Annotated in this window: 5 protein-coding genes; all 5 read right to left on the bottom strand. The window is 63.8% G+C overall.

The genetic code is table 11. The features are described from left to right. Nucleotides 1-337 (bottom strand): cytochrome C (locus JWR89_RS11735; RefSeq protein WP_299716022.1); only part of this gene is annotated, 337 nt, incomplete at its 3' end. Next, nucleotides 324-1,220, bottom strand: coding sequence for a cytochrome c oxidase assembly protein (locus JWR89_RS11730; RefSeq protein ID WP_299716020.1), 897 nt, complete (start codon nucleotides 1,218-1,220; stop codon nucleotides 324-326). The genes JWR89_RS11730 and JWR89_RS11735, both read right to left, overlap by 14 nt. Beyond that, entirely contained in the window at nucleotides 1,208-1,459 is a 252-nt protein-coding gene (locus tag JWR89_RS11725) for a hypothetical protein (RefSeq protein ID WP_299716018.1), read from the bottom strand. Before JWR89_RS11725 ends, JWR89_RS11730 begins: the two co-directional genes overlap by 13 nt. A gap of 50 nt (nucleotides 1,460-1,509) precedes the next feature. Continuing rightward, nucleotides 1,510-2,112 (bottom strand): cytochrome c oxidase subunit 3, encoded by a 603-nt coding sequence (locus tag JWR89_RS11720; protein WP_299716015.1) that lies wholly within the window; start codon nucleotides 2,110-2,112, stop codon nucleotides 1,510-1,512. After that, nucleotides 2,109-3,518 (bottom strand): cbb3-type cytochrome c oxidase subunit I (locus tag JWR89_RS11715; RefSeq protein ID WP_299716012.1); only part of this gene is annotated, 1,410 nt, incomplete at its 5' end. The genes JWR89_RS11715 and JWR89_RS11720, both read right to left, overlap by 4 nt.

The raw sequence follows: 3,518 nt of genomic DNA, 5'->3' as shown, positions 1-3,518 counted from the left end.
AAGCGGGATTGAAGGTCGTGGGCGAAACAATCCATTTGACCAGGTTGTCGGCATTGTTCGGCAACACGCCGCCGACGTAGACGCGGTTGCGCATGTTCTGAAGCGGCGCGCCGACCTGACCGTCGCCACCGGGTATGCCGGGAATCGTGTGACATCCGCCGCAGCCGTAGCGGCGCAGCAGCGGCGGCGCCCGCGATGCATCTCCGCCGGTGATGGCCAATGCGACCGCGTCGTTCTGTTGCTGGTTGCTGATGGCCGTCCCGGCGGCAGTGCCGGCGACCGCGAGGACGACCGCCGCAGCACCCCAGGTCCATCGGTGGCGTTCAGGAAGGTGCATGATGAACACTCGCTAGTGACTGTCCCGATCGTGCGATCCACAGCGCGGCCATTGTCAGGGCTGCGCCCGCGTAGATGGTGCCCGCCGGAATCCACATCACGATGCCGGCAAGTTGCTGGTCTTCAAGCGGGGTCATCCCCCAGGACTGCGCCGCCCGGGTCTGCATGGTGTAAAGCACGCGCGGGGCCAGTGCCATCAGTGCGCCAAGGACGCCGGTGTGCATCATCGTCACAAAGAGATACCATGCGGCTACGCCGCGCTTGCTTCGCCACAGTACCGACCACCAGAAAAACACCGCGGTAATGAAGAAGCTGAAGTGCTGGAGGCGATGCAACGCGGCATTCGTCACTGCGGCATCGAACAATACCGGCACGTGCCAGCCCCAGATCGCGATCGCATGAAGGATGCTGGCACTGGCGCCGCGTGTCAGCCATTCCCATGCCATACGCATCGTCCGCGCCGTGACCCCCGCCCCCATCAGGCGCCGCGCCCGGCGTGGCAGACCCCACATCACCGCCGCAAGAGGCCGCGCGGCCACTAGCAACGGCGCCGAGACGGCCATCACGATTTCATGCTCGATCATATGGAAGGTGAAGATGTGTTCGCCGAGCCAGTGCAACGGCGACATCAGGGCCGCGGCCAACGTCAATCCGCCGGTCGCTCCCGAGGCGAACCGACCCCACAAGGCCGTCTGGCCGCGCGCCGCACGTTTCAAAAGCTTCATAGTGCCGAGTGCGTAGAGCAGACCGAACAAGGCCAGCGGGACCACGACCCAGGGATCGAAGGTCCATTCCACGCCGGCCGCGTCATCGCCGATGCCATGCGCTCCCGCTTGCCCCCCGCCGAGCAGCGCCGCTAACAATATGATCCTCAGCGCATACATGGATCCACCACCAACGTAGCGACGCCTTGCAGCACAACCGCGAATGCAACGATCGAGCTGATTCCGCTTCCCGACAAGGCAACAAAGCGCTCCGTTCCGGCCAGTTGTCGCGCAGTACGCGCCGACCATGCCGACGCGGCGATCGCCACTGCGAGCGTGACCACCGTCGCCACGCCGCTCCAGGAATGCCGCGTGACGCAGTCGACGTAAGGCAGCGTCTGGCCAAGTTCGGTGTTCAACGCCCAGACCGACGGCGCGCCCCACCAACCGATTGTGTGACCCAGGCGGTTCATAGCCGGGGAACCCAGTAGAGACACACGTAGAGGGGCAACCACGTCAGGACGACGAAATGCCAATACATCGCATTGTCCTGTACGTCGCCGTAGCGCCTCGGGTTGTCCGCGTGTCGCGAGAACATCAGGCCGGCCAGCACGATGGTTTCGATCAAGTCGGTGACCAAGTGGGTCGTATGCAGGCCGAGCAGCATCCACGTCACCGATCCGTAAGCGTTACCGTCCCATTTGATGTGCATGGCGGGAAACTCGAACGGCCGGATCACCAAGGGCACGATACCGGCAACGGTCATCACGATCAGACCGATCCGCACCTTGCGAAGATCACCGCGTTCGGCGGCGCGCGCGACCCAGATGTTGGGCAGCACGCTGGCCAGCAACACGATCGTCATGAGCGTGCCCGGCCAAAGGTCAGGCAACTTCGTCTCGAGCGGCCAGGTGGGTGCCACGCTCATCAGGTAGAGATAGACCATGATAGCCAGCGCAAAGCCGGTGCCCTCGATCAGCATGAAGGCAGCGGTGCCCCACCAGGACGGACTCTTGGAACCCATGCCGTGCAGTGGCAAATCGGCGACGTCGATGGTCACGACCGCTTTCATGCTTCTTCCTCCGGGGTACCCTTCGGCCAGAACCAGCCGATCAGCGTGACCGCCACCGGGATCGATCCCCACACCACCGCCCAAGGCGAGAAGATTGACCAAATCAACATGACCGAGGTCGAGATGGCAGCCCACAACGGCCAAATCGAATGCCCGACGGACGACTCGCGCGCCTGCGGCTCGGCGGCGACCACGCTGTTGACCAGGAGTTCGCGGCGATCGGTACGAAGGCCGCCGGTGACGGGGAAGTCGTCACGCTCCGCCCACAGCGGCTCGCGACTGTCCACCACAGGGAGGTGCGCAAAGTTGTAAGGCGGCGGCGGCGAGCTGGTTGCCCATTCCAAAGTGAATGCACCCCAGGGATTGGCGCCCGCCGGTGGCCCGGACCTGGCGCTGCGGAACACGTCGATGAAAAACACCAGAAACCCCGCGGCCAGAACGACGGAGCTGAGGCTGACGAGCATGTTCAGCGCGGCCCACGGGAGATCCGGCTGGTAGGTGTAGACGCGCCGCGGCATGCCCATCAGGCCGAGGATGTGCATCGGGAAGAAGGTCAGGTGAAAGCCCGCGAAGATAAGCCAGAACACCAAGCGGCCGAGTCGTTCGCTCATCATCCGTCCAGTGATCTTCGGGAACCAGTAATAGATGGCGCCGAGCAGCGGAAAGACCGCGCCGCCGATCAGTACGTAATGGAAATGCGCCACGACGAAATAGGTGTCGTGCACCTGCGTATCGAACGGCACCGAGGCCACCATCACGCCGGTCAGGCCGCCGAGCACAAAGGTCACGATGAAGCCGATGACGAACAGCAGTGGTGTCTTGAACACCGGCCGGCCGTCCCACAACGTCGCCAGCCAGCAGAAGATCTGGATGCCCGCCGGCACCGCAATCGCCATGCTCGACGCGGTGAAAAAACTCTCGCCGAGCCGTGGCAAGCCGACGACGAACATGTGATGGACCCAGAGGCCGAACGCCAGCAGGGCGGTCGCGATCAGGGACGCCACCAAGCCGAGATAGCCAAACACCGGCCGCCGCGCGAAGGTCGCCACCAAAGTCGAAACCATGCCGACCGCCGGCAGAAAGATGATGTAGACCTCGGGGTGGCCGAAGAACCAGAACAGGTGCTGCCACAGGAGCACGTCGCCGCCTTGCGCCGGATTGAAGAAGTGCGTCCCCACCAGGCGGTCGAGAATTAGCGCCGTGCTCGCGACCATGATTGCCGGCATCGCCATGATGATCAGGAAGGCCGTCACCACCATCGACCAGACGAATAGCGGGATACGGTCCAGCGACATACCGGGCGCGCGCTGCTTGAAGACGGTCACCACGATCTCCACCGCCACGCAGAGCGCGGAAATCTCCGTAAAGGTGATCATCTGCGCCCAGATGTCGGCGCGCTTTCCCGC

Origin of the sequence: Tardiphaga sp. (assembly GCF_028290785.1) — a bacterium.
In the GTDB taxonomy this organism is placed as follows: Bacteria; Pseudomonadota; Alphaproteobacteria; order Rhizobiales; family Xanthobacteraceae; genus Tardiphaga.
Note: the sequence above shows the minus strand (reverse complement) of the source record. Positions and strands in the feature narration are given on the sequence as shown.